Below are 25,316 nucleotides of genomic sequence, written 5' to 3'. Positions count from 1 at the left end.
GGTTCTCCTCAGTTCGAGATGCTGACAAGCAGGTTGCCGTGCGGGTCGACTTCGCCGTCGCACCTGGGCGGCAAAACCGCGATGGAATCGTGGTATTCGATGAGGGCCGGCCCCCGGATCGTCTCGCCCGTCAGGATTTCGGCCGCGTTCTTCAGGATGGCGTCCACCCACTCGCCTTCGAAATAGACCTTGCGGCTGCGAGCTTCGCTGCCCTCGGCCTTGGCACTGGAAGCGAAGTTGAAGATCGGCGCCTCGGTCAGCGCGCCCGTGGCGACGACACCTAGCGCCACGAAGGCAATGGGGAAGTCGTCCGAACTGACGCCATACTCCTGGCGGTGCGCGGCATGAAATGCCTCGGCGATCTCGGACAGATGGTCCTGCCCGATCTTCCCCGAGCGGATCGAGACATCCACCTCGTAGGTCTGGCCCACGTATCGCATCTGCGCGGTTCGACCGATCTCGATCTTGTCTGCGGGCACGGAGTCGCGTGCCAACCGCTCGCGGGCCTCCACTTCGAGCTGTTCGTAGATTTCGTTGAGGGCATCGACGCTGACCGTGCCCAGATCTGCGTAATGGAATGCTTCCACGTCGTGCCGCACGTTCATGGCGGTGGCGCCGAAGGCCGAAGCCACACCCGCCTGTCCGGGAATGATCACCTTTGGAATGTTCATCGCCTGGGCGACGAAACACGCATGCATGGGGCCTGCGCCGCCGAAGCTGGCCAGCACGAAGTCGCGAGGATCGCGGGCACGTTCCACGACCACGCCCTTCACCGCCTGGGCCATGGTCTCGCACGAGATCTTGATCATGCCCTCCGCGGCCTGCAGCCGCGTCAGCCCGATCTTTTCGGCCAGTTTGTCGATCGCAGCCTCGGCAGCCTCGACGTCCAGCGAGAACTTGTTCGAGAGAGTGGGATCGAGGCGGCCCAGCACTAGGTTTGCATCGGTGATGGTCGGTTCGAGGCCGCCGCGTCCGTAGCAGGCGGGCCCCGGTTCGGAACCGGCGCTTCGCGGCCCGACGCGCAGCGAACCGCCGTCGTCGACCCACCCGATCGATCCGCCGCCCGCGCCCACCGAGTGAATATCGAGCATCGGCACGCTGACCGGCACCTCCCACTCGAGTTCGTAGTTGCGGGTGATGAGACCGCCGCCATTCTCGACGATCGACGCGTCGAAGCTGGTGCCGCCGACATCGGTGTGGATGATGTTCCCGAAGCCCGTGGTGCGCGCCAGGTAGGACGCGTAGGCGACGCCGCCCGCCGGCCCGGACTCGATCAGTTCCTCGGGGCGGTCCTTGGCGTTCTCGGCGCCCATGACGCCGCCATTGCTCTTCAGGATCAACAATGTGCCGGTGAAACCCTTTTCCGAGAGCGAGGTGCTCAGCCGGTCGAAATAGATGGTCATTACCGGCATCAGGCAGGCGCGGATCGCGGTGGTCACGAAGCGCGGATGCTCGCGAAAGATCGGCCGCGTCTCCGCCGAGATGACGACATGAGCGTCCGGCACATGCTCGAGCAGGATGTCGCGCATCTGCTGTTCGTGCTCTGAGTTCACATAGGCGTTGATGAAGCCGATCCCGACCGCCTTTATCCCGCGCTCGGCGATGGTGGCGGCGATCTTGTTGGCAGCCTCGACGTCGAGCGGGCGGCGAACCTTGCCGTCCACGGCCATGCGCTCGTCCAGCGCGAAGCGGTGGCGACGGCGGATCAGCGGCTTCGGCTTGGTCTGATAGGGATCGTAGAGCGCCTTGCGGTGCTGGCGTCCGATTTCGATCGTGTCGCGAAAGCCTTCGGTGGTGATGAAGGCGGCGTCCGGGAAGTCCCGTTCGATCAGGGCGTTCGTCGCCGTCGTCGTGCCGTGCATCAGAAGCGAGATGTCGCCGAAGCCGATTCCAGCCGCTTCGATCGACTGCAGAACGCCACGCGAGCGGTCGTCCTTCGTGGTCAAAACTTTAGCTGTCTTGTAGTTGTTATCCTGTTCGTTCCAAGCGAAGAGGTCGGTGAAAGTTCCCCCAACGTCAATCCCAACTCGCCACATCCGAGCAGTCCTTCCTACTTTTAGCGTATCACGTGCGCTGAGTTCCCCTGCGCCTGACGACCAAAAGTGAACGGCTCAGAAAATATGTCAAGTTAATTTGTTGATTCTTTCTGAACTGACATCGCTTAGTGGCTGTGGCAGATAGAATCTTCGCCAAGCAGGGCAAAAAATGAGCAACGATGTTGAAGAATCCGGCAGCGGCACCGGTGCCAAAGCCGTCCTGAGGATATCGGACCTGAGCCGTCTGACGGGAATTCCGGTCAGCACGCTACGCTACTGGTGCGACCAGAACCTCCTCACGCCGCATGTCACCACGACGGGTCACCGTCAGTTCGAACAGCGGCATGTAGCAGAGGCGCAGAACATCCAGCGCCTGCGCAAGATCCAGGGCCTGAGCATCACAGCGCTGAGATCGGCGATCGTGCCCGCGGGGCCGGCTCCCGATCCGAACGAGACGTCCAGCACGGTGGGAGATCGGCTGCGCCGTCTGCGCCAAGCGGCTAAACTGACCCTGCGCGAGCTATCCGGCCGAACCGGTATCGACCAGAAGGTGCTTGCATCGATCGAGCGCACGTCGCTGGGCGGTATTCCCGAGACGAAGGCGTTGGCATCCTACTACGGCCTGACCCTGACCGAGCTGATGGCCGAGGATTCCACGGCGGGCCAGCAGACGGTTATAACGCCGAAGTCGGGGGGGCTTCTGCAGCCGACGCTCGGTTCGGGTCTGCGGATCGAACAGATGGCCTCCGGCAAGACCATGATGGACTGCCAGCGCTGGTACATCGAGCCGGGTATCGGCAGCCATGGCGCCTACGACCACGACGGCGAGGAGTTCATCTATGTGCTGTTCGGGCAGTTCCAAATCACCATCCAGGGCGACAAGCAGCACAACCTCGGCCAGGGTGAAAGCATCTACTTCCCGAGCACGTTGAGACACGCCTGGCTGAACCCTGGCCAGACGACGACCATCCTGCTGTGGGTCAATACGCCTCCGACTTTCTGAGAGTTACCAAAATCAGCCAGACCGATCTCATCAACACAATCGCCGGTTTCACCGCGTTCGCCGAAGGTGGCGCGCAGCATGACCGGCATGACGCAGAAGCAAAGGGTGGGGTCAACGAATAACCTTGAAAACACCCTGCATGGTGGCGACAGTCCGGTCGCCGACGCGCAGTTCGCCTTGAGCGAAGGTCAACGAGCGGCTCATCGATTTGATGATGGCCTGCGTGCAGACAAAATCGCCGACGCCGATCCGCCCGCAAAAGCTTACGTCAAGTTGTATCGTGGCGCTGATGGTCACCGCGGCGTCCGGCGGCCGATCGCGGTTGCGTAGCAGGCGGACCGCTTTCCCCAATCCTATGTCGGCCAGAGTGCAGATCATCCCGCCATGCATCGCGCCGTTTCCGTTGTCGTGGCGTCCCTGGCAGATCATTCCGACGCTCACGTCTTCGCCCGTCTGCCTGACCCATCGTACATCTCGAGCGCATCTATCTCCTGATAGACGTGCTTGTTCTGCAGGCCCCGCGCGGGCCCACCGGTGATTGCCAAAACCGGCGACCGGCCAAGCCAGGGGTCCGGCAATCCGGCGGCCAGATTGGCGGCGCCAACATATTGCGCGCCGACGACGCTCACCTTGTTGCTGACGCGCGAGTAACCGTCAGCCATGTATGCGGCAGCCTTTTCAATGTGAGCGGAAAGCAACGTTATGCCCATGCCTCGCATTTCCGCGAAGGCAGGCATCAACAGCGCCGGCATATGGAAAAAGTAGTCGACTCCGTACGACCTCAGCGCCTCCGCCAGATAGCGGTTGCCGGAAATGTTCCGCATCAAATGTCCTCCCTAGGGCGAATACTGGATACGCCCAAAAATCTATTCCAATTACAGTCAGTAAATCGACCAAGCCGAAGAATAAGTTCGGATCGGCAACCGTCGAAAAGCGCCAAGATCGAGTCGTCGACGGTCAAGATGAGCCGTGATTGGCAGTCGAATAAACGGATCCCCCCGAAACCGATCTTGCCGAGCGGCAGTCCCTTGCTGGAGCGACCACAGGCGAAACCTGTTGCGACATCAACATACACAGATTATTCATTTTGGCAAACAATGTAACAAACGTTATATATTGCCTCGCGTGACCGCCATCTTTGTGTCGTGTCGGGGAACTCTCAGGGTGGATCGCCACCTGCGATGCACTGTTTCAACGGCTTGCGCTCGGAAACTCCGTCGATTGTCGAAGGGAAAGGCTGAAGAGCCTCAGGCACTGCGAACCATCGCAAGGTACGCAGCGGGACCGTTTTCCATACTAGGATGACAAAGCGTTCTAAGCCGACGCCGGACTTCCTGACTGATGCGGCGCGAAGGTCGCTGCTGCGAGCAGGCGCGACTGGCCCGGCACGTAGCGAAGATCGCCGGGCCCGAGATCTCTAGAACCTCGTTGCAAGCCGTGTTGTGCCGGGCGCATCGGCGGCTACTCAAGCGGCATGGGCTATGTCACGTCCTTGTGCGCGCGAAAGATTGTCGCCGCCGCGGGAGATGCCATCGATGGCGTTCAACGCGGACTAATCAGCGCGATCGTGCCTCACTGCGAAAACGCCCAACGGCGGCCTTTGCGCCTGCTTCGACGAAGCGCGCGTCGGAACCGATGGTGGTCAGGTTGAAGCCCGCGGCAGCCATGTGCACTGCATAGGCGGGGTCGCCGCAATGGATGCATGCGGCGATACGGTTGGCCTTGCAGGCATGTCGGACCCGTTCGATCATGGCCAGCATTTCCGGTTCCTGGCGATCGAAACCGGGCGAGAAACCTTGTGCGAGCGAAAGGTCCGCGGGGCCGACATAGAGGCCGGCGAGCCCGGGTGTCGCAGCGATGTCGTCCAAGTTTTCCATCGCCGCCCGTGTTTCGATCATCGCGATCGGGAGGATTTCGCGGTTGGCTGACGCTGCGTAGCCGTCGCCCCACGCAAAGCGCGCCCGAACCGGACCGAAGCTGCGTGCACCTGCCGGTGCATAGAGGCAGGCTGCGACCAGGCGCTGCGCGTCGGCAGGCGTCTCTATCATCGGCGCGATGATCCCGAGCGCACCGGTGTCGAGCGCGCGCATGATGGATGCTTCGTCGAGCCATGGAACGCGGACCAGGGCCGCGCTGCCGCTGCGCTCGATCACCGGAAGCAGCGTAAGGAGCGCGGCATAGTCGGCGGTACCGTGCTGCAGGTCGACCGTGACGGAATCCCAGCCCGCGGATACCAGCGCCTCCGCCGACAGGATGGACGGACAGGCGAGCCATGCATTGGCAGCACAGCGACCCTCGGCCCAGAGCCTGCGCAGCGGGTTGGAAAACCCGGTCATCTCCATCCTCAAGCTGCCATGAAGTGGGTCATCTTGACGTTCAGGTAGTCGTTGATGGCCTGCCGGCCGCCTTCGCGCCCCATGCCGGAATGGTCGACGCCGCCGAAGGGAGCCTCGGCATGGGCGATCATGAAGGTGTTGACGCCGACCATGCCGGCATGAAGGCCGCGGCTCAGCGCATCCGCCTTCGTCTGGCTCGACGTGAAGCCGTAGGCTGCAAGCGCGTAGGGCGTCGAATTGGCGCGTCCGATGGCATCGTCGAGGTCGCGGAAGGTAGCGATGGGCGCCAGCGGTCCGAAGGGCTCCTCACGCATGATGCGCGCGGTGTCGGGCACGTCGGCCAGCACGGTCGGCTCGAAGAAGAAGCCCGTGTTGCGGCTTGCCGGGCGGCGGCCGCCGGTCAGGCAGCGCGCGCCGTCGGCGATCGTCTCGACACAGAGAGCCTCGACGCGGTCGCGCTGCGACGCGAGCGTCAACGGTCCCATCGTGGTCGCCGGGTCCTGGCTGTCGCCGAGTACCAGCGCCCGAGCCGCCGCGACCATGCCGTCGGTGAAGCGTGATGCAAGGTCCTCGTGCACGTAGAAGCGATTCGGCGCGATGCAGACCTGCCCGGCATTGCGGAACTTGAAGGCGGCACACTGCGCGGCGGCGGCATCCACGTCGGCATCCTCGCAGATGACGACCGGCGTGTGTCCGCCGAGCTCCATCGAGGCGCGCTTGACGGTCTGCGCGGCCTGCGCGAGCAACAGCTTGCCGACGCGCGTCGAGCCGGTGAGCGAGATCTTTCGCACCTCTTCGGCCTGCATCAGCAAAGAGGTCACGATGTCAGCGGGCCCGTGCAGCATCTGCACGACGCCGGACGGCACTCCGCCCTCGACGCATGCGAGCGCGATGAGGGTCGACGTGAGCGGGGTCTGTTCCGACGGACGGCAGATGACGGGACAGCCGGCGGCCAGTGCCGGCGCGATCTTGCGGGCCAGAAGATTGACGGGAAAATTCCAGGCGGTGAAGGCGGCGACGATGCCGACGGGCTCCGGCACGGCCTGCAGGCGACCGCCCTGGCGCGACGGGATCGTTTCGCCGAACAGGCGCTCCGCTTCGCCGGCGAACCAGTCGAACTGTTCGATGGCGATCACCACCTCGCCTTCGGACTGGGCGATCGGGCGGCCGATCTCCAGCGACAGGGCGCGCGCGATCTCCGGCTTGCGGCGCTCCATGGCGCGGGCAATGGCGCGCAGGACCTTGGCGCGTTCCCAGCCATGTACCGCCGCCCATCTCGGGAAGGCCGCACGTGCATGGGCTAGCGCTTCCGCCACTTCGGCGGCGCCGGCCGCCGGCGCGGTCCACAAGACGTCCTCGGTGCATGGGTTAACGATTTCCGCGCGAGGTTGCGACGTCTCGCGGCGGAACTCGCCGCCGATCAGCAGGGCGGGAACGGTTTCGGACATGCGCTTGCCTCCGGTGCTACAGGATCGCGGGTTCGCCCGTCGCGGGGCCGAAACCGGTTTCGAGAAAGTCGAAGTCGCAGCCCTCGTGCGCCTGGCCGATGTGGCGGGAGAACATCCAGCCGTAGCCGCGGCCGAAGCGGGGCTCGGGCGCGCGCCAGGCCGCACGGCGCGCTTCCAGCTCGGCGGGCTCGACGACCATGTCGATGGTGCGCGCGGCGACGTCGACGGCGATCGTGTCGCCGCTGCGGACCAGCGCCAGCGGACCGCCGACATGGGATTCGGGCGAGACGTGGAGCACGCAGGCGCCGTAGCTGGTGCCGCTCATGCGCGCGTCGGAGATGCGCAGCATGTCGCGCACGCCCTGCCTGAGCAGCTTTTGCGGGATCGGCAGCATGCCCCACTCCGGCATGCCGGGCCCGCCCTGCGGACCGGCACCGCGCATCACCAGCACCGTGTCTGGCGTGACGTCGAGGTCCGGATCGTCGATCCGGCGCTTCATCTCCTCGTAGCTGTCGAAGACGAGCGCCGGACCTGAATGCTTCAACAGCCGCGGGTCGGCGGCGGAGGGTTTCATCACGCAGCCCCGCGGCGCGAGATTGCCGGTGAGCACGGCCATAGCCGGCTCGGTGGAGACGGGACGGTCGAGGGGCCGGATGACGTCGTCGTTCCAGACCGGTGCGTCGGCGAAGCCGGCGCCGAACCGCTCGCCCGTCACGGTCATGGCGTCCTTGTCGAGCAGATCGGACAGCCGGTTCAGCAATCCCGTCAGGCCGCCGGCGTAGAAGAAGTCCTCCATCAGGTAGCGCTCCCCGGATGGCCTGACATTGGCCAGCACCGGAACGCGGCGGCTCGCCTGCTCGAAATCGTCGAGACCCACGGCATGGTCGGCGCGTCGTGCCATCGCAACGAGGTGGATGACGGCGTTGGTTGAGCAGCCCATGGCCATGGCCACGACGATGGCGTTGTCGAACGCGGATCGCGACAGGATCGCCGAGGGACGCAGGTCCTCGTCCACCATCGCCACGATCCGGCGTCCCGTGGCGCTCGCCATCCGGATGTGGCCGGCATCTGCGGCCGGGATCGAGGACGCACCGGGAAGCGACATGCCCATCGCCTCGGCGATCGCCGTCATGGTGCTTGCGGTGCCCATGGTCATGCAATGGCCGTAGGACCGCGCGATCCCGGCCTCCACCGCCTGCCATTCGGCGGCATCGATCTTGCCCGCCCGCCGCTCGTCCCAGTATTTCCAGGCGTCCGAACCGGAGCCCAGCACCTCCCCGCGCAGGTTTCCGCGCAGCATCGGTCCGGCCGGCATGAAGATCGCCGGCAGGTCCAAGCTGATCGCGCCGAGCAGCAGGCCCGGCGTGGTCTTGTCGCAACCGCCCATCAGCACGGCTCCGTCGACGGGATGCGAGCGCAGCAGCTCTTCGGTCTCCATCGCGAGCAGGTTGCGGTAGAGCATCGTGGTCGGCTTGACGAAGTTCTCCGACAGCGAAATCGCCGGCAGTTCGAGCGGAAAGCCGCCGGACTGGAGGATGCCGCGCTTCACGTCCTCCACCCGATGCCTGAAATGCACGTGGCACGGGTTGATGTCGGACCAGGTGTTGATGATGGCGATAACCGGGCGGCCGTCCCAATCGTCGAGGCCATAACCCATCTGCATCAGGCGGGAGCGGTGGCCGAAGCCGCGCAGGTCGTCGGCATCGAACCAGCGCGCGCTGCGCAGCGGCTTCTTCGTGGGCGAACCGTTCGTCATTGGCTGGCCGTCACGCCGCCGTCGACATAGACGATCTGCCCCGTCATGTAGCTTCCGGCGGGCGCGGCGAAGGCGATGATCTGGCCGACGACCTCAAGCGGATCGCCGATGCGGCCGAGCGGATTGCGCTCCAGGATGAAGTCGCGAAAACCCTCGCGCTCGAGATGGTGGCGGATGCGCTCGGACCGAATGAAGGTGGGGGCGACGCCGTTGACGGTGATGCCGTGCGGCGCAAGTTCCATCGCATGCTGCTTGACGAGCATGGCGAGGCCGCCCTTCGTGGCGCAGTAGGCGGAATAGCCGCGGCCGCGCAGCGCCAGTTGCGAGCGCACCGAGAGGAGGTGGATCTGCCGTCCCCCGCCGCCCTGCGCGATCTGCTGGCGGGCGACCGCCTGGGCGAGGAACATCGCGGATTTGAGATTGATGCGGTAGATCTCGTCGAAGGTTTCTTCGGTGACCTCGAGCAGCGCCTGCTCGCGCTGCATGCCGACGCAGTTGACCAGCACGTCGATACCACCCATCGCCTCGGCAACCTTGGCCGTGACCTCGCGTATCTGGGATGGTTCACCGGCATCGAGGCGAAAGGCGTGAGCCCGGCCACCGCCGCTCGCCACCCGCTCGACCAGTGCCCCGGCCTTGGCCTGGCTGCGCCCTGCCACCGCCACGACGGCACCGCGACGTGCCATGGCTAGTACCGTCGCTTCGCCGATCGCGCCATATCCGCCGGGGACGAAGACGCGCAGGCCCGCGATGTCGAACAGCCGGTCCATGGCGGCGGGATCGGCCGCAGGGGTAAGGTTGGGTTCGGGGCGGTTCATTGCGGGATCTCCACGCCGGCGGCGCGATAGACGGATTCCATCAGCCGCACGGTTTCGAGGTTGTCGAGGCGGTCGGTCTCGAAGGCCGTGCCGTCGCGCAAGCCCGTCAGGAAGGCGGCCATCGCGGTGTCGAAGCACTCCTGATAGCGGCCAAGGAGGTCGATCTCGACTGCGTCCTGTTCAGAGCCGACGAGTTGGACGCGGTTGTAGTCCATGACCACGGTGCCGCTCGTGCCGATCACCTCCAGCCGGTCGCCATGCAAGGGCGGATAACCCGGCGCGCAGATCGATCCGTCGGCGGTGGCGATGAAGCCGTTTTCGGCTTCGAGCAGGATCGCGGCAGTGTCCTCGCCCGGCAGCCCGTCTGCAAGCCGGGTGAGACGGGCGGCGACCACCTTCAGCGGACCGCACAAGCAGCGCAGCACGTCGAGATGATGGATCATGGTCTCGAATACAAGATTGCGTTCGTAGCTCTTCAAGTAGGGCTGGCGCTCGATCAGGAAGGGCACGTCGCCGTCGCGCGGGCAGAGGCCGGAACCCCGGCAAGAGATGGACGCGTGGCGAACCGGGCCGATCCGCCCCTCGGCGATCCATCGCCGCACGGTCATGTAGTGCGGTCGGAAGCGATAGTTCTCGTGCACCATGAAGCGCACGCGCTCGCCCACATAGGCGACCAGCGCCTCTGCCTCGCTCACGGTGGCCGCCATCGGCTTCTGCAGCATCACCTGGACGCCGTGGTCGGCAGCCATTCGCGTCAACGGAACGTGCGCGCCGAGCGAGGCGGCAATGTCGGCGATCTCGAAGCCGCCTTCCGCGAAGAGTGCGGCGGGATCGTCGTGGACGCGGGCAACGCCGAACTCCTGCGCTCGCGCCCGCGCCTTTTCGAGGTCGACGTCACAGACCGCCACGACCTCCGCCCCCGCGCTGGCCCAGGCGCGCAGGTGATAGAGGCTGATCAGGCCCGCGCCGAAAAGCGCCACGCGCGGTCTCCCCATCATGCCGTGCGCTCCGACAGAAGATCGCCGAGATAGGCGCGGCAGGCGTCGTGGGACACGAGACTGTCATAGTCGGGGATCGGCATGACCGTGCCCTTCTGGACGAAGATGAAGCGTTCGCAGATCTCCTGCAAGATCTCGAGGTGGAAGCGTTCGTTCGGATGGACACATAAGAAGACGAGCCTGCCTTCGCCGCGCAGCCGGCGGAAGAAGTCGAGCATGAAGCCGATGTAGCCGTCCTGCGTGTTGAACTGCGGCTCGTCGAAGAGATGCACGACCGGATAGTCGGAACCCGCCCGTTCCATGAGCGCGTTGGGGTAGAGAGAGCGGAAGTGCCGGACCTGGTAGGACTGGTGATAGTGGATGGCGAGACGGTCGCGCTCGTCAGTGCGCACGCGATGGATGTCGCGCCCCTGGACGAGAACGCAGCCGTCACTCGGCGCATTGGAGCCGGTGATCAGTTCGAACAGCGTCGTCTTGCCGGACCCGTTGGGTCCCATCATGCCGACGATACCGGGCTCGTCGATGGTGAAGTCCGCCGACAGACGGAACGTCTCCGTGCGGTCGAAGCGGCCACGATGGTAGACCTTCGAGAGATTGCTGACTTGAAGCATCGGCGGCATGGTCAGATTCCGATCAGGCGGCGGCGCAGCACGACGTCGCGAAGCAGGTCCTGCGCCGGGCCGTGGTGGACGATGCGCCCCTGTTTCATGACGTAGACGCGGTCCGACGCTTCGAGGGCCGCGAGGGCGTTCTGCTCGACGACCAGCGAGGCGATGCCTTCGGCCTTGAGCATGCGGATCGTCTTCAGGACATCCTGGACGATCTTGGGCGCGAGGCCCTGGCTCGGCTCATCGAACAGCACGAGGCCCGGCGAGGCGAGCAGCGCGCGCGATATCGCCACCATCTGCATCTCCCCGCCCGACAGGTTTTCGCATTCGCGCGGCATCAGATGTTCGAGCGCGGAGAAGATGCCGAACATCTCGCCAACGCTCCATTGGCGAAACGCGGTGCGCCGGCGGGCGATCTGGAGGTTGCGCGCCACCGTTAGCGTCGGAAAGACGCGGCGGTCGTCAGGCACCCAGCTGATACCCTTCTTCGAGATGCGATGCGTCGGCAGCGCGGTGATGTCCTCTCCAGCGAAGCGGATGCGGCCGGCGCGGGCGCGCGTCAGGCCGAGGATGGAGCGCAGCGTCGTCGTCTTGCCGGCACCGTTCGGCCCGAGCAGCGCCACCACCTCCGAGGCGCCGACGCTGATCGAGGCGCCGAACAGCGCCTGCGTCTCTCCGTGGAAGGCGTCGATGCCGGCGACTTCAAGCATCGGCGAGTTCTCCCAGCGCGGAGCGCCGGATCCAGGCATTCGACTGGAGTTCGGACGGTGTGCCTTCGGCGATCACCTGCCCCCAGTGAACGACGGAGATGCGGTCGGCGAGTTCGAACAGGAAGCGCATGTCGTGCTCGATCATGACGATGGTCACCGTCTCGCGCAGCCGCTTCACGAGCTTGGCGAGGTTGCGGATTCCCTCCGTGCCGAGCCCGGAGGTGGGTTCGTCGAGGAACAGGATGCGCGGGCGTGCCGCAAGCGCGACGCCGATTTCCAGCGCGCGCCGCTCGCCATAGCTGAGCGACGTCGCCTTCTCCCAGGCCTTGGCGGCGAGACCGACCTGCTCCAGCACCTCTATCGCCGCTTCCACCAGGGCCGCATCGTCGAACACCGGCGCCAGGATGCTGCGGCGGCGAGCGCGGAATTCGGGCAATGCCAGCATGACGTTCTCTATGACGACACTGTCGTCGAAGAGGTTCATGATCTGGAAGGATCGTGCGATGCCCATGGTGGCGATGCGCTGCGGGGCGAGCCCGGTGATTTGGCGCCCGTCAAACACGATCTCGCCGCGGTCGGGCCTGTGCTGGCCGGTCAGCACATGGAAGCAGGTCGTCTTGCCGGCCCCGTTCGGCCCCATGATGCCGCTGACCTGTCCCTCTTCGAAGGAAAGCGAGATGTTTTCCAGCACGACACGCGCGCCAAAGCGTTTGTGGATATTGCGGGCCTCGAACAGGCTCATGACGCCTTCTCCGCCGCCAGGTGAGTGCCGCCGCGCAGGCTCGCCAGGCGGTGCGTCGCAAGATGCAGCATGCCCGCCACGCCCTCCGGACGCAGCATGACCATCGCCATGAACATCAGGCCGTACCAGAGCAGCCAGGTCTCGGTCAGCCCGCCGAGCACGTCGCGGGCGACGAAGTAGAAAATGACGCCGAAGACCGGCCCCCAGAAACTGACCAGTCCCCCGCCGACGAGCACCATCATGACGATGAGGCCGGACTGGTGCAGGCTCATCACGTCGGGATAGGCGCTTTGTTGCGCCATGGAGAAGAGGCCTCCGGCGAGACCGGCGAACATGGCCGAGATGACGAAGACGGCCCATTTGAAGCGCCAGACCTCGTATCCGGCGAAGCGGGCGCGCGTCTCGTTCTGCCGGATCGCCTGGAGCACCCTTCCAAACGGCGAATTCGCAAGCCGTCGCAGCACGACCAGCGCGACCACCAGGAGCCCCACCGCGAGATAGAACAGTGCGACGTTGCTGCGCATGTCGATGGCGGCGAAGCCGAGCTCCAGCGGTGGCCGCGGGATGCCGAGAAGACCATCCTCGCCACCGGTGATGGAATGCAGCTTCATGGCGCTGAACCAGAACACCTGCCCGAAGGCGATGGTCATGAGTGCGTAGTAGATGCCGCGGCGATGCGAGATCAGGGCTCCGACGATCGCGCCGGCGATGCCGGCTGCGAGGACCGCGGCCGCAAGCCCGCTCCACAGGCCGACCGCCACGTTCTGCTGCCACAGGCCGAAGGCGTAGGCGCCGATGCCGAGATAGGCGCCATGGCCGAAGGAGTGCAGTCCCGCGTAGCCGAACAGCAGATTGAAGCCGAGGGCGAAGATGAGCCAGATCGCGATCTCGGTCCCGAGATACTGGTAGAGCCCGATCGCCGGCAGCCACCAGGGCGCGGTCAGCAGCAGAAGCCCGGCCAACGCCATAGGGCCGACGCTTGCGAAGGCCGAGCGGGAGGGGACGTCGGAGAGCGAGATCACCGTCAGTTCTCCAGCGCGCTCTTGCGGCCGAACAGGCCGCGGCTGCGCAGGCCGATCACAAGGATCAGCAGGATGTACATCGACATCGTCGCCCAGGCGCCGGCATAGGCGCCGGTGATGCCGACGGCCAGCCCGACCATGAGGGCGGCGACCACCGCCCCCCAGAAACTGCCGATGCCGCCGATGACGATGATCAGGAAGGCGGGGATGACGACGTCGATGCCGACATGCGGCCGCAGCCCCCAGATCGGTACCATGACGATGCCGGCCAGACCGGACAGCGATGCGCCGAAGCCGAAGACGAGAAGCCGCAGGCGGGAGAGATCGTAGCCGAGCGCACGCACCATCTCGCTGTCGTGCGCTCCGGCCTTGATGATCGCGCCATAGGGCGTGCGTTCCAGGAACAGCCAGACGCAGAGGATCGACGCGGCGCTGAAGCCGGCTGCGAAGAACTTGTACTTCGAATAGATGAAGCCGCCGATCAGCACCGGGCCGTTGATAACCTCCGGCACTTCGAGGTTCTGCTCGCCGGTTCCCCAGCCGAGCCGGATGATCTCCTCGATCACCAGCGCGGCGCCGAAGGTCAGGAGCAGGCCGTAGAGCGGCGCCTTGCCGTGCGTGGGGCGCAGACACAGCTCGAGCAGCATCCCGGCGCCCGCGGCGAGGACAGGCCCGAGGATCAGCGCCAGCACGTAGCGATGTTCGATCGGCAGGCCGTGCCACCAGACTCCGAATTCGGTGCCGGAGAACCATCCGCCGCCGATGACGGTCAGCGCGAAATAGGCCCCGAGCGCGAAGAGCGATCCGTGCGCGAGGTTGATCACCTCCATGACGCCGACGATGAGCGTGAAGCCCAGCGCGATCAGCGCGAAGAGCAGACCGAGCGTCAGGCCGTTGAGGATATGCGGCAGGAGATAGGTCATCGCGGGGTCACGAGGAGGCATGCCTCAAGATTGGCCATGGCCGGGTCGCGCCGGCCATGGCATCGGAAGAACGGATCGCCCGCTGTCAGGCGTCGAAGCTCGGCGTGTCCTCGTAGCTCTCGAGCGCGCAGGCCGCCGCCGCACCCTTGTCCATCACCACGTCCGGCGCGGCGTTGGCCACGATCTCGAACATGTCGTCGTCCTCGGACGGCTTGCCGTTGGCGCTCGCCAGATAGATCGTCTGCTGCACCTGGTGGGTGTTCGCATCGATCCAGGCGTCGTGGTGCTGCATGCGCTCGGCAGCCGGCATCTTGTGATCCTCCAAAGCCTTGATCACGGCGATGTTGTTGGCCGACCCGGCCCGTTCGACGGCCGCAAGGAGTTCGCGGGTCGCCATGTAGCCATTGTAGAAGACGTTGCCGGGGACCCGCATCTGCGTATCGGGGTAGCGCTCCTGGTACTTCTTCACGAACTCGGCGACGCCTGGCAGGTCGAGCTTGTAGTACCAGGTGGTGCCGAACACGCCGAAGAGGTTTTCGAGCGGCAGACCGTAGACGTCCGGCCAGTCCTGCTGGCTGTTGATCCAGGCCGGGCTGTTGCCCATGCCGAGCTGTGCGACCTGCTGGCGGAACGCCTTCTGGTCGTCGCCGCCGATGGCTGCCGACACGACGCCGGGCTTCTGCTGCTGCACGCGCAGGAGAGCGGAGGAGAAATCGCGCGTGCCCTGCGGGATCAGGATCTCCTCGGAGACCTCTCCGCCGTATTCCGCGAGAAGTGCCTTCGTGGCCTTGGCCGTATCGTGCCCCCAGACGTAGTCATTGGTGAGCAGCATCCACTTCGGGCCGAACGTATCGATGGCGTTCTTGACTGCCGCCTTGGCGAAATTGGTGCCGTTGCCGTCCCAGACGAATTTGACGCGGTGGCAGTTCTGGCCGCTCTCGGTCGGCGAGGAGGAGTTGGTGTTGAGGTAGACAACACCGTACTTCTGCGCGACCTGGCTGATGGCGTTTGCGACACCGGAATGAACCGCCCCGACCAGGAAGCCGCATTCCTCGCGCGTGATCATGCGCTCGGCCACGCGGCTGCCGGTTGCCGGCGTCGTCTCCGTGTCGATGTGAATGTACTCGATCTGGCGTCCGAGCACACCGCCGCGTTCGTTCGCCTCGTCGATGGCCATCATCATGCCGCGGCGGTCGCTTGCGCCGGAATTGGCGTACTGGCCGCTGGCGTCCGAGGTGATGCCGATGCGGATGGGCTTGTCGGTCGCCTGCGCCCAGACCCGATTGTGCTTCCACGGCCCGGCGAAGACCGAAACGGCGCCACCGGCCGCGGCCGTGGTCAACAAGCGGCGACGTGTAATTCTGCTGTCCGACATGTCATCCTCCCTTGGAAGGGCGGCGCTCCCCCGCCGCCGTGCAAATTCACCCGGTTTGAATGAATTTTCACAGAGAATGAATTTTCTTTTCATTCTTGTCAAGCGGCGTTGACAATGACATTCAGTCCCTCGAATGAGGAGTTCGCCTTGTCCGATATCACCCCGCTACCGTCGCTGGATCATGCGTACCGTGGTGGCCCGGAGACCTTCGAGGCGCTGAGGTCGCGCATCCGCGCCCGTTTCGAGACGCTTTCCCCCCACCTGCAGCGCATCGCCCGCTCCGCGCTCGAACAGCCGAACGAGTTCGCGCTGCGCACGACCGTCTCGATCGCCGCCGAGCTCGGGGTCCAGCCGTCGACACTCATCCGCTTTGCAAAGGAGTTCGACTACAGTGGCTTTTTGGAGATGCAGCGCATCTTCCGCCACAGGCTCATCGAGGGCGCGGCGGACATGCGCGAACAGGTCTACGCGACGCAGGCGGCGCGTCCACCCGCCGACCTCAGCATATTGCTGAACGGATCCATCGACGCCCTGGCTGCCTCCCTGGAAGAACTCCGCCGCACGGTCTCTGTTTCCGAACTTTCCAGCGCAGTCTCGATGCTGGAAGCGGCCGACCACCTCTACATCGCCGGGCTACGCCGCTCGCGCGCGATTGCCACCTATCTCGCCTACGGGCTCGCTCGTTCGGAACGCCCGTGCAGCCTGCTCGACTTCGGTGGCGGCATGGCTTCGCAGCAGGTGGCCAACATGAAGTCGACCGATCTGCTGGTCGCGATCGCCTTCCCGCCCTATTCCGAACCGGTGGTGGATGTGGTCGTGGATTGTCATCTCAGCGGCAAGCCGGTGCTCGCATTCACGGACTCCCCTCAAAGCCCGCTTGCGAAGCATGCGAAACTTGCCTTCTTCGTCGACAATGCCTCGACCGGGCAGTTCCGCCCGATTTCAGGCGCCATAGCGCTGGTGCAGGCTATGGTCTCCGGCCTCGGCCGCGCGGAGGTTCGAAAAGCCCCGTCCTGAACCAAATGCGCGAGACGCTGTGGTCGCCTTCGTCGGGTTCGGCATGTATGCCGGACGGCGCGGCGCGTCTGCGGGATGAAGGTCCCGAAGCTGCCGATCTCGGGCGATTCCGACTTCTCGGCGCTGATCAACGAGGGAGCGGGCGTTCGCGGTGGCCGATTCGCGCGAGCAGACCGGCTAGCACGAGCAGCACGACGCCGATCGCCGAAAGCGCCCATAATGAACTCGAAAAGCCGCCGCTCCGGTCGGACAGAAGCCCGATCGTCGTCGGGCCGAGGACGCCGCCGATCTCGGCCGCGACGAAGAACATGCCGCCGAGCAGGCCGTGCCGCTGCCTGTCTATTCCGGGCAGGTCGAGCAGGAGAAGCATCACGATGGCCGTGGCCGAGGTGCGCGCGATCCCGAGCAGGACGAGCGAGGCGACCAGGGCCTGCCCGGCCGGCAGGAGCAGCAGCAGGCCGGCGACCGCCATGCCGGCGAAGATGAGCGAGATCAGCACGAGACGGCGGCCGGCGACGGCATAGCGCGGCACCACCAACGATCCGACGATGCCGACGATCTGTGTGAGCGACGCCCATCTCCCGGCCTCCGCCGCCGGAAGCCCCTTGGCGCGCAGTATCTCGGGTAGCCAGTTGTTGATCCCATGATTGACCAGGAAGATGCCGACGCCCATGAGCAACAGCACCTGCACCGGGGGCCTCGCCAGGAGGGCCAACACGGTGCGGGGGTCGAAGGCAGCAGGCCGGGAGGCCTCGGTCGCGGAGCCGGGATCGGCCAGCGGGTGGCTTGCGAGCAGGAACCACGCCACGCCTGCGGCGACGGCGATGCCGGCATTGGCGAACATGACCATGCGCCAGTCCTGGTCGAAAAGAGGCATGAGGACGCTGGTCATGAGCGCGAGGGAGGCGGCACTGCCGAGTGCCGGCCCGGTCGTGTAGATGCCGATTGCGACGCCCCGGTCGCGCCCATCGAACCATTTCGCGGTCAGCTTCGGTGCGCCGACGGAGATCAGCGGCCCGCCGACCCCGAACAGCCCCACGGCCGCGAAGAGCGAAAGCTCGTCCCAGGAAAGCCCGCGCAGGAGTGCCGACAGCCCGACCACCGCGCTGCCGACGAGCAGCGACCAGCGCGCCGGAAGCCGGTCGAGAAGCACGCCGCAGGGAATGGCGGCGGCGATGTAGACGAGAGGCCAGGCGCCGAGGATCGCGCCCATTCCGGCGTTGGAGATCCCGAGTTCGGCTCGGATGACGGGAATGAGGGGCGCCATCGACGCTGCGACCAGCCCGAAGCAGAAGTAGACGAGCCAGATGCCGAACAGCAGGAACCAGCGATAGGCACCGAGATCGGCCGGCTTCGGCCGGGACACCTCATCCACCGGCGATCCTTGCAGGCTGAGCGACGGAGGGATCTGACGAGAACGGCATCTTCGAGGCCAGCAGGATATCGGTCGTTGCGCGCAGATGGTCGGTCAGAAGCGCGGCCGCGCGCGTGGCGTCGCGGGCCAGCACGGCTTCGGTGATGGCGCGATGCTCGGCATCGATGTCGCGATCGTATTCGGCGAACGGGCCGGACAGCCGGCGGTAGCGCTCGGACTGGACGAAGAGCTGCTTGCGCAGCCGCAGCCACCAGCTATTGCTGCAAGCCGCGGTGATCTCGTCGTGGTAGCGCTCGTGATAGCGGTGCCAGGTTTCGGTATCGGCGCCCACCTTGCCGACCGAAAGGCTGAGCCGCGAGAGCTGGTGCGACACCGAGAGCACCCTCCCCTCCCAGGCGAGGTCGCCATTGGCGATGGAGGATCCCACGCACGTGGTCTCGATGACGATGCGCGCCTCGGTCAGATCCGTCAGGTCCTGGCGTGAGATCAGCGACACGGAAAACCCGCGCTGCGGCTCTGCCGTCACCAGTCCCTCGGATGTCAGCCGCGCCAGCGCCTCGCGCACTGCGCCGAGGCTCGCATCGAATTCCTGCTTGAGGGCATCGATGCGGAGCTTCTCGCCGGGCCGGTATCGCGCGGTGATGATCGCGTAGCGGAGCCGGTCATAGGTCCGCGACGTCATGCTCTTGTGGACGCCGACGCCGTCCATCTCATCGGAGGATTTCATGGATCCACGATATCCGAATCGGCGACCCAATAAAATGTATTTTTTATTGACTGATCTTTTTTATTTGAGTAAGTGCATCCCCATCGCAATCTGAACGGGATGGTGTCGTGCGCTTCCTCAGTTACGAGATCGATGGCACCGGCGGACTGGCCGTCGATACGGGAACCGGTGAGTTCCGCGGCCTGCTGGCATCGTCCGACGGATTTCCGGGAACCCTCGACGATATCGTTCGCAGCGGCGACTTCGCGGGCGCGGCGAAGCGGCTGCAGGGAGGCTCCCCGGTCGATCCTGCAACCGCAAAGTATCGGCCGCCGTTCGTACGCGCCTCCAAGATCCTGTGCGTGGGCCTGAATTACAGCGACCACGCTGCCGAGAGCAGCATGCAGGCTCCCGACTTCCCGACCGTCTTTGCCCGCTTCAGCTCCGGTCTGGTGGCGCATGGCGCGTCGCTGGTGAAGCCGAACGTTTCCGACAAGTTCGACTACGAGGGCGAGATGGTAGCGGTGATCGGTAAGCCCGGCCGCGAGATCGCCGAGGCCGACGCGCTCGACCACATCGCCGGATATTCGATCTTCAACGACGGTTCGATCCGCGACTACCAGCTGCGGACCCCGCAATGGACCGTGGGGAAGAACTTCGACGGAACCGGCGGCTTCGGGCCGGTCTTCGTCACTGCCGACGAACTGCCCGAGGGTGGCTCGGGCCTGCGCATCGAGACCAGGCTGAATGGCGAGGTCATGCAGAGCGCCAGCACGAGCGACCTGATCTTCGACGTGCGCAAGCTCGTCTCGCTTCTCAGCATCGCGATGACGCTGGAGGCCGGCGACATCATCGTGACCGGAACGCCATCGGGCGTGGGCGCGGCGCGCAAGCCGCCGGTGTTCATGAAGCCCGGCGACGTGTGCGAGGTCGAGGTCGAACGGATCGGGACGCTGAGGAATACGGTCGTTTCGCAAGGCCGGTGAGAAGACCCGACAGCGGGCGCAAAGACCCGAACTTCATGCGGGAGGAGCATGTGGTGAACTGGGATTTCGACGTTTCCGTGATTGGCGGAGGACCGGTCGGGCTGGCGCTCGCCACCGAGCTGACCGCGCGCGGCCATACCGTCTGCGTGATCGAGCAGAACGACCGCGTCGGCGTGCAGCCTCGCGCGAAGACCACGAACGTGCGCACGATGACCCATATGCGGCGATGGGGACTGGCGCCGGAAATGCGCCGCCGCTCGCCGCTGGCGCCCGAATTCCCGCGCCGGGTCAGGTTCGCGACGGGGCTCTTCGGCCATGACATCTTCTCCTTCGAAAATGCGTTCTGTGCCGCGCCGGTGCGCGACGAGCGTTTTCCCGAGCATGCCGAGTTCATTCCGCAATATGTCGTCGAAGGTATCCTGCTCGACCATGTGAAGGCGCATCCTCGTGCGACCGTCCGCTTCAACACGCGGCTCGAAGAGCTGGAGCAGATGTCCGGCGGCGGGGTGGCGGCAACGGTGCGGGATCTCAAGACTAGGAAGGTGGAGCGCGTGACGGCGCGCTTCCTGGTGGGCGCTGACGGCGCCCGCTCGAGCGTGCGCAAGCTGCTTGGCATCCAGATGCAGGGCCTGCATTCGCTGATGTCCTTCGTGACGCTGATCCTGCGTGTTCCGGGTCTCAACGCCGATCCGGAGCTGGAGCCCGCGCTGTTCCACTGGCTGGTCAGCCCTGAGGCGCCTTGCGTCATGGGACCGATGGACAAGCAGGACGTCTGGTTCTGGGGCATGCCGCAGCGGCCGGGACGTGAGATGACGGACGAGGAGTTGCTCGGCTTCGTCCGCAAGGCAATGCGCAAGGACTGCGAGATGGAGATCCTGGCGCGCGACCCGTGGACCGTGCACAAGCTCCTGGCCGACCGTTACCGCGACGGCGACGTGTTCCTCGCCGGCGACGCGTGCCATCTGCATTCCCCCTTCGGCGGGCACGGCATGAACCTCGGCATCGCCGACGCGGTCGACCTGGGCTGGAAACTGTCGGCGGCACTCGAAGGATGGGCAGGCGCCGATCTGCTCGACAGCTACGAGACGGAGCGCAAGCCGGCGCACCGCCTGGTCATCGAAACCTCGACAGAGAACGTCGCGGCGCTGAGCGACAAGTTCCTCGCACCCGGCCTCGACGACGACACGGCGGAAGGCGCGGACGCCCGCGCAGTCGCCGCGAAGGCCGTGGAGGAAGCCAAGGCGCCCGAGTTTCGCTCGCTCGGCGTCGTGCTGGGCTACCGCTACGCCTCGCCGCAGATCGTGACCGACGATGAGGGTGCTCCGCCGGAGTTTTCGGTGACACGCTATACCCCGACGGCCTTCCCCGGCTCGCTTGCCCCGCATGCGTGGCCCGACGATGGATCGTCGCTCTACGACCATTTCGGAACGGGCTTTACGCTGTTGCGGCTCGGTCAGGCGGAAGAGGCGGCAGAGAGCGAGCTGACGAAGGCCGCAGCGGCCCTGAAGCTGCCCCTGAAACTGTTCGCGTTGCGCGACGAAGCCGTGCGCGAACTCTATGGCGCCGACTACGCGCTCGTCCGCCCGGATCAGCACGTCGCCTGGCGCGGCGACCGGCTCACTGCACCGGCTGCCTTGCTCGACCGCATCCGCGGCAAGCCGGTGGCGGTGGAAACGCAACGGGCGGCAGCTACAACATAAGGGAGAGGACAATGAGGCTTACGAGACGAGGATTCGTGGCGGCGACCGCCGCGACGCTGGCCATGCCGGCGATCGGTCGCGCACAGGCAGGCAAGCTCAAACTGTCGCACTATCTGCCGCCGCAGCACCAGATCAATGCCGAACTGATGCGCTGGGCTGACGAGGTTCGCGAGAAATCGGGCGGTGCGGCCGACATCGAGGTCTTCCCTGCCGGTCAGATGGGACCGCCCCCGCGCCAGTACGATCTCGCCCGCACCGGCGTTTCGGACCTGTCCTTCATCTTCACCGCGCTGACGCCGGGACGGTTTCCGCTGGTCGATGCCCTGTCGATCCCGTTCCTCTTCGCAGACGAGGACGGCAACCCCGTCACGACTGCCCAGGCTTCGCGGATCGCCACGTCGCTCAAGGATCGGACCGCAGCCGAGTTCCAGGGGACCGAACTGCTCTACGCCGTGGTGACGACATCGGGTGGCTGGTTCATGCGCGACAAGCTGATCCAAACGCCGGACGACATGAAGGGCCTGAGGGTAAGACCGACGAGCGCGGCCGCTGCTGCCCAGATCGTGGCGCTGGGCGCCTCGCCGGCCACCATTCCCCCGACCGAGCTGGCCGACGCGATCGCCAAGGGGGTCGTCGACGGCGCCATCTTCAACTTCGAAGGCGGCAAGGCTTTCCAGCTCCAGCAGTCGGTGACGAAGGTCAGCACGCTGGCGAACTCGGTCGGCTACTTCGCCCTCGTCATGAACAGCGACAGCCTCGCAGGCCTGCCCGAGGAAGGACGGCGCGCGATCGCCGAGACCACCGGACCCGACGCCGCCGCGCGAGTGGGCGGGCTCTACGACGCCGCCGAGGGCGCGGGGCGCACCTTCATGGAAGAAGCCGACGTGGAGGTGATCGACCTCAGGGGCGATGCCGCCAACGCGTTCCGGGCCGCGCTTCAGCCTGTCGCGGACAAGCAGATCGCCGATCTGAAGGCGGCAGGTCACGACATCGACGGACTGATCGCCGAGATCAAGGCGAAGATGGCCGAGCTCTGATCATGGCGGGGCGCGCCCTCGAACTGCTGGCCCGTGTCTGCACGTTTGTCGGCGCGCTCGCCATCGCCGTGATGATGCTTGCCACCTGCTGGGACATCGTCGCCCGGTGGGCGGCGAACAGACCCCTGCACGGGGTCGTGGAACTGGTCGAGGTGATGGTGCTCGCCAGCGCCATGCTCGGTCTTCCGGAAGCGTTCCTGCGCGACGAGCAGATCAGGGTCGATCTCGTGGACGGGTTCCTGCCGACACGTGCCGTGGCTTTCCTGAAGATCACCGGACTGGCGCTCTCCGTGGTCCTGCTCGGCATCATAGCCGTGAACGTTTACCAGCCGATGCTGGATGCCCGCCAGTTCGGCGACGTCAAATATGATCTCGGCGTACCGGTTTGGCCGCTCTACGCGCTGATCATCTTCGCCTTCGCCGCATCGATCCTCAGCTGTTTGGCGGCGATGCTGCGCGAAATCGCCGCCGGGGGGCGATAGAGCGATGGAGCCCATCACGCTGAGCTGGATCGGCATCGTCGTCCTCGTGGCCCTGATCATGCTGCGCATGCCCGTGGCCGTGGCGCTGGGCCTCGTCGGCTTTGTCGGCTACGGCTTGATCGAGGGATTCCGCCGCGCCAGCCTGACCGCCGCCGCAGCCCCCATCGAGCTTGCGCAGGCCTATACGTTCTCGGTCGTCCCGCTGTTCACGCTGATGGGCGCCGTGGCGGCCAGCGCCGGCCTGTCGACCGATCTCTTCCGCGCAAGCAACGCGGTGCTGCGCGGAATGCGCGGCTCGCTCTCCATTGCATCGATCTTCGCATCCGCCCTCTTCGGAGCGGTCTGCGGTTCCTCGGTCGCGACGGCGCTGACCATGAGCAAGGTGTCGATCCCGCAGATGCTCGCGGCAGGGTACCGGCCGAGCCTCGCTGCCGGCTCGGTGGCGGCCGGCGGGACGCTCGGCATCCTCATCCCGCCGTCGCTCATCCTGATGATCTACGCCATCATCGCCCAGCAGTCGGTGGCCGAACTCTTCATGGCGGCACTGGTGCCCGGCCTGGTGCTGACGGCGCTCTACTGCGCGGTGACCCTGTTGCTGGTCCGGCGGACCGCCGGCGACCCGTCCATCGAGACCCAAGCCGCCGCCGCCCCGCGCGAGCCAGTGCTGCCGGCCCTGGCGCGTATCTGGCACGTGGTGCTCCTGTTCGTGGTGACACTCGGCGGAATCTACACCGGCTGGTTCACGCCCACGGAAGCTGCGGCCGTCGGCGCGCTCGGCGCGATCCTGCTCGGCCTCATGCTTGGCCGGATGGGCCTGCGCGATCTCGTGCAATCCTTCGGCGAGACCGTGCGGCTGGTGTCCAGCATCATCTTCATCGTCATGGCTTCGACGCTCTTTTCCTACTTCATCGTCCAGACCGGCGTCGCCGAAGCGATCTCGTCCGCCATGCAGTCGGCCGGGATCGGCGCGACGGGCGTGATCATCCTCCTTTGCGCCGTATACATCCTCATGGGCTGCTTCCTCGAGGGTGTCGCGATGATCCTGATCACCGTGCCCATCACGCTGCCGCTGATCCTGTCATTCGGCTTCGATCCCGTCTGGTTCGGCGTCATGCTGGTCATCCTCATCGAGATCGGCCTCATCACGCCTCCCATGGGGATGAACCTCTTCGTCATCCGGGCCGTCAGCCCGGGCATCACGATCGCGCAGATGTACCGCGGCGCCTTCCCCTTCCTTGCCGCGCCGCTCGTGCTGATCGCCCTGCTCATCCTGTGGCCGGAGCTGGCGCTCTGGCTGCCCTCGCAACTTCACTGAAATGGAGACCAGCATGCCCAAGGTATTCCAGCTGGGTTTCGTCGCCCTCGGAGTCGCCGACTTCGAACGGACGCGGGACTACTATGTCGACACATTCGGCACCACCGAAGTGGACCGCGAGAAGGACGGGACCGTCTATCTCAGCGTCGGCTACCACCACCACGACATCGTGCTGCGCCCTGCGGACGACAAGTCGCTGCTGCATCTCGGCTATCAGCTGAACGCGGGAACCGAACTCGACGCCTTCGCCAAGGAAGTGGGCGCGTTCGGGCTCAAGGCGCAGAAGAAGTCCGATTCCCAGCCCGGCATCGCCGAACTCGTCGAGGTGGAAGGTCCGCGAGGCAACATCTTCCAGTTCTACGAAACGATCGACGCACCGGCGCCGGGCTTCAAGAGTGGGGCCGTATCGCCCCTGAGCCTCGGCCACGTGGCCGTCATCTCGCACGAGGCGGAAAAGCTGATCGCCTTCTATCGCGACTTTCTGGGCTTCTGGGAGACCGACTGGATCGGCGATCTGGCCAACTTCCTGACCTGCAGCTACGAGCACCACGTCGTCAACATCGTCAACGCGCCGCTGTCGAAGGTTCACCACATCGCATTCCAGCTGCAGGACAACAGCCATCAGTTCCGTGCCGCTGACAGGCTGATAGCCGATGGCGTTCCGACGAAATGGGGCCCCTCGCGCCACACCGCCGGCCACAACGTGGCGTCCTACCACTACGATCCCGACAAAAACCTGATCGAGCTGTACACCGACATGGACGTCTTCGTGCCGGAACTCGGCATGTGCCAGCCCCGTCCCTGGCACGAACATTTCCCGATGAAACCCAAGCGCTGGGATCCGCAGTTCAGCGCCTGGGAAGTCGAATTCGGTTTCGACCTCGCGCAAGGCTGACGCGCCCCGATCCCGGCGTCCGGGTTCT

24 protein-coding genes are annotated in these 25,316 nt (G+C 65.5%); 8 read left to right on the top strand and 16 right to left on the bottom strand.

What is annotated here, in order from left to right; translation table 11 throughout:
• Positions 1 to 8: 8 nt before the first annotated feature.
• Positions 9 to 2,036 (bottom strand): hydantoinase/oxoprolinase family protein, encoded by a 2,028-nt coding sequence (locus BSQ44_RS08135; RefSeq protein WP_072602886.1) that lies wholly within the window; start codon positions 2,034 to 2,036, stop codon positions 9 to 11.
• 169 nt (positions 2,037 to 2,205) lie between these two features.
• On the opposite strand from BSQ44_RS08135, the gene BSQ44_RS08130 reads away from it, so the two are divergent.
• Positions 2,206 to 3,039 carry a MerR family transcriptional regulator gene (locus BSQ44_RS08130; RefSeq protein WP_072602884.1) on the top strand — a complete coding sequence of 278 codons (834 nt, stop codon included), beginning with the start codon at positions 2,206 to 2,208 and terminating at the stop codon, positions 3,037 to 3,039.
• 111 nt (positions 3,040 to 3,150) lie between these two features.
• On the opposite strand, the gene BSQ44_RS08125 is transcribed toward BSQ44_RS08130, so the two are convergent.
• The 13 genes from BSQ44_RS08125 to BSQ44_RS08065 form a co-directional block, all read right to left on the bottom strand.
• A complete protein-coding gene (locus BSQ44_RS08125) occupies positions 3,151 to 3,480 on the bottom strand; it encodes a PaaI family thioesterase (protein WP_157894546.1) in 330 nt (109 codons plus the stop codon).
• Entirely contained in the window at positions 3,477 to 3,863 is a 387-nt protein-coding gene (locus BSQ44_RS08120) for a thiamine pyrophosphate-binding protein (protein ID WP_072602879.1), read from the bottom strand. Before BSQ44_RS08120 ends, BSQ44_RS08125 begins: the two co-directional genes overlap by 4 nt.
• Positions 3,864 to 4,595: 732 nt before the next feature.
• Positions 4,596 to 5,375, bottom strand: coding sequence for an HpcH/HpaI aldolase family protein (locus BSQ44_RS08115; RefSeq protein WP_072607938.1), 780 nt, complete (start codon positions 5,373 to 5,375; stop codon positions 4,596 to 4,598).
• An 8-nt stretch (positions 5,376 to 5,383) separates the two neighbouring features.
• Positions 5,384 to 6,823 (bottom strand): NAD-dependent succinate-semialdehyde dehydrogenase, encoded by a 1,440-nt coding sequence (locus tag BSQ44_RS08110; RefSeq protein WP_072602877.1) that lies wholly within the window; start codon positions 6,821 to 6,823, stop codon positions 5,384 to 5,386.
• A 16-nt stretch (positions 6,824 to 6,839) separates the two neighbouring features.
• Positions 6,840 to 8,579 carry an L-arabinonate dehydratase gene (araD, locus tag BSQ44_RS08105; RefSeq protein ID WP_072602875.1) on the bottom strand — a complete coding sequence of 580 codons (1,740 nt, stop codon included), beginning with the start codon at positions 8,577 to 8,579 and terminating at the stop codon, positions 6,840 to 6,842.
• Positions 8,576 to 9,397, bottom strand: a complete 822-nt coding sequence (locus BSQ44_RS08100) for an SDR family NAD(P)-dependent oxidoreductase (protein WP_072602873.1) — start codon at positions 9,395 to 9,397, stop codon at positions 8,576 to 8,578. Before BSQ44_RS08100 ends, araD begins: the two co-directional genes overlap by 4 nt.
• Positions 9,394 to 10,395, bottom strand: coding sequence for a Gfo/Idh/MocA family protein (locus BSQ44_RS08095; RefSeq protein WP_083534586.1), 1,002 nt, complete (start codon positions 10,393 to 10,395; stop codon positions 9,394 to 9,396). Before BSQ44_RS08095 ends, BSQ44_RS08100 begins: the two co-directional genes overlap by 4 nt.
• Positions 10,392 to 11,015 carry an ATP-binding cassette domain-containing protein gene (locus tag BSQ44_RS08090; protein WP_072602871.1) on the bottom strand — a complete coding sequence of 208 codons (624 nt, stop codon included), beginning with the start codon at positions 11,013 to 11,015 and terminating at the stop codon, positions 10,392 to 10,394. Before BSQ44_RS08090 ends, BSQ44_RS08095 begins: the two co-directional genes overlap by 4 nt.
• Before the next feature lie 2 nt (positions 11,016 to 11,017).
• Positions 11,018 to 11,713 (bottom strand): ABC transporter ATP-binding protein, encoded by a 696-nt coding sequence (locus tag BSQ44_RS08085; RefSeq protein ID WP_072602869.1) that lies wholly within the window; start codon positions 11,711 to 11,713, stop codon positions 11,018 to 11,020.
• The gene (locus BSQ44_RS08080) at positions 11,706 to 12,455 is read right to left on the bottom strand and encodes an ABC transporter ATP-binding protein (protein WP_072602867.1); all 750 of its coding nucleotides are present in this window, start codon (positions 12,453 to 12,455) and stop codon (positions 11,706 to 11,708) included. Before BSQ44_RS08080 ends, BSQ44_RS08085 begins: the two co-directional genes overlap by 8 nt.
• Positions 12,452 to 13,477 (bottom strand): branched-chain amino acid ABC transporter permease, encoded by a 1,026-nt coding sequence (locus tag BSQ44_RS08075; RefSeq protein ID WP_210187927.1) that lies wholly within the window; start codon positions 13,475 to 13,477, stop codon positions 12,452 to 12,454. Before BSQ44_RS08075 ends, BSQ44_RS08080 begins: the two co-directional genes overlap by 4 nt.
• A 2-nt stretch (positions 13,478 to 13,479) precedes the next feature.
• Entirely contained in the window at positions 13,480 to 14,400 is a 921-nt protein-coding gene (locus tag BSQ44_RS08070) for a branched-chain amino acid ABC transporter permease (RefSeq protein ID WP_072602865.1), read from the bottom strand.
• An 85-nt stretch (positions 14,401 to 14,485) separates the two neighbouring features.
• The gene (locus BSQ44_RS08065; RefSeq protein WP_083534584.1) at positions 14,486 to 15,775 is read right to left on the bottom strand and encodes an ABC transporter substrate-binding protein; all 1,290 of its coding nucleotides are present in this window, start codon (positions 15,773 to 15,775) and stop codon (positions 14,486 to 14,488) included.
• Positions 15,776 to 15,922: 147 nt separating this feature from the next.
• On the opposite strand from BSQ44_RS08065, the gene BSQ44_RS08060 reads away from it, so the two are divergent.
• Positions 15,923 to 16,792, top strand: coding sequence for a MurR/RpiR family transcriptional regulator (locus tag BSQ44_RS08060; RefSeq protein WP_162276732.1), 870 nt, complete (start codon positions 15,923 to 15,925; stop codon positions 16,790 to 16,792).
• Between the two features lie 127 nt (positions 16,793 to 16,919).
• Here the strand turns inward: BSQ44_RS08060 and BSQ44_RS08055 are convergent, their stop codons facing one another.
• Positions 16,920 to 18,167, bottom strand: a complete 1,248-nt coding sequence (locus tag BSQ44_RS08055; RefSeq protein WP_157894545.1) for an MFS transporter — start codon at positions 18,165 to 18,167, stop codon at positions 16,920 to 16,922.
• Entirely contained in the window at positions 18,160 to 18,894 is a 735-nt protein-coding gene (locus tag BSQ44_RS08050; protein ID WP_083534580.1) for a GntR family transcriptional regulator, read from the bottom strand. The genes BSQ44_RS08055 and BSQ44_RS08050 overlap by 8 nt, the downstream gene beginning before the upstream one ends.
• Before the next feature lie 107 nt (positions 18,895 to 19,001).
• Between BSQ44_RS08050 and BSQ44_RS08045 the strand changes: the two genes are divergently transcribed.
• The 6 genes from BSQ44_RS08045 to BSQ44_RS08020 are packed head-to-tail and all read left to right on the top strand — an operon-like array spanning position 19,002 to position 25,288.
• A complete protein-coding gene (locus tag BSQ44_RS08045; protein ID WP_072602861.1) occupies positions 19,002 to 19,859 on the top strand; it encodes a fumarylacetoacetate hydrolase family protein in 858 nt (285 codons plus the stop codon).
• Positions 19,860 to 19,912: 53 nt separating this feature from the next.
• The gene (locus tag BSQ44_RS08040; RefSeq protein WP_157894544.1) at positions 19,913 to 21,559 is read left to right on the top strand and encodes an FAD-dependent oxidoreductase; all 1,647 of its coding nucleotides are present in this window, start codon (positions 19,913 to 19,915) and stop codon (positions 21,557 to 21,559) included.
• 11 nt (positions 21,560 to 21,570) lie between these two features.
• Positions 21,571 to 22,596, top strand: a complete 1,026-nt coding sequence (locus BSQ44_RS08035; protein ID WP_083534578.1) for a TRAP transporter substrate-binding protein — start codon at positions 21,571 to 21,573, stop codon at positions 22,594 to 22,596.
• 2 nt (positions 22,597 to 22,598) lie between these two features.
• The gene (locus BSQ44_RS08030) at positions 22,599 to 23,078 is read left to right on the top strand and encodes a TRAP transporter small permease (protein ID WP_072602854.1); all 480 of its coding nucleotides are present in this window, start codon (positions 22,599 to 22,601) and stop codon (positions 23,076 to 23,078) included.
• 4 nt (positions 23,079 to 23,082) lie between these two features.
• A complete protein-coding gene (locus BSQ44_RS08025; RefSeq protein ID WP_072602851.1) occupies positions 23,083 to 24,393 on the top strand; it encodes a TRAP transporter large permease in 1,311 nt (436 codons plus the stop codon).
• A gap of 13 nt (positions 24,394 to 24,406) precedes the next feature.
• Entirely contained in the window at positions 24,407 to 25,288 is an 882-nt protein-coding gene (locus BSQ44_RS08020) for a VOC family protein (RefSeq protein ID WP_235633364.1), read from the top strand.
• Positions 25,289 to 25,316 lie beyond the last annotated feature (28 nt).

Origin of the sequence: Aquibium oceanicum, assembly GCF_001889605.1 — a bacterium.
Lineage (GTDB): Bacteria > Pseudomonadota > Alphaproteobacteria > Rhizobiales > Rhizobiaceae > Aquibium > Aquibium oceanicum.
Note: the sequence above shows the minus strand (reverse complement) of the source record. Positions and strands in the feature narration are given on the sequence as shown.